Source organism: Pyxidicoccus caerfyrddinensis (assembly GCF_010894405.1).
GTDB classification, from domain to species: domain Bacteria; phylum Myxococcota; class Myxococcia; order Myxococcales; family Myxococcaceae; genus Myxococcus; species Myxococcus caerfyrddinensis.
In genome coordinates this window covers 1-620 of sequence record NZ_JAAIYA010000123.1, presented here as the reverse complement: position 1 = coordinate 620, position 620 = coordinate 1, and the positions used below count along the sequence as shown (strand labels likewise).

Annotated in this window: 1 protein-coding gene; it reads right to left on the bottom strand. The window is 73.5% G+C overall.

Annotated features, from left to right (window positions below):
• On the bottom strand, window positions 1-620 hold a 620-nt coding region (locus G4D86_RS51785), incomplete at both ends, for an AMP-binding protein (RefSeq protein ID WP_164003105.1).

Genomic DNA, 620 nt, shown 5'->3' with positions numbered 1-620 from the left:
GGCCGGTGCAGGTAGCCGCGCGTCACCTGCGCGCCGCCGATGAACAGCTCGCCGGGCACTCCCACGGGCACGGGCTGGAAGTCCGCGTCGAGCACGTACAGCCGCGAGTGGGCCAGGGGCCGGCCCAGCGGCACCGCCACCGGAGCGGCGCCCGGAGCCGGCGTCTCCACCGGGCCCGCGAGCACGCCCACCGTCGTCTCCGTGGGGCCGTAGTGGTTGAAGACCTCGCAGTCAGGCGCCAGCGCGCGCACCTGCTCCATCAGGGCCCACGTGGAGGACTCACCACCGAGCACCAGCTTCTTGCGAGGCAGCACATGCCGGGGCTCCGCCGCCGTGAGCAGTGCGGACAGGTGCGAGGGGACGAGCTTCACGCACTCCACCGCGTGACGCTGGAAGTACTCGGCCACGCCCTCCGGGCTGCTGGCGCGCTCCTGGGTGAGCACGTGCAGCAGGCCGCCGGTGCACAGCGCCGGGAAGAGGACGGTGTTGCCGAGGTCGGCGACGAAGGTGGACACCAGGGCGAAGCTCTTGCAGTCGGCCAGGCCCAGCCGCTCGGTGGCGGCGCGCACGTAGTGGACGAGCTGTCCGTGGGCCACGGCCACGCCCTTGGGCCGGCCGGT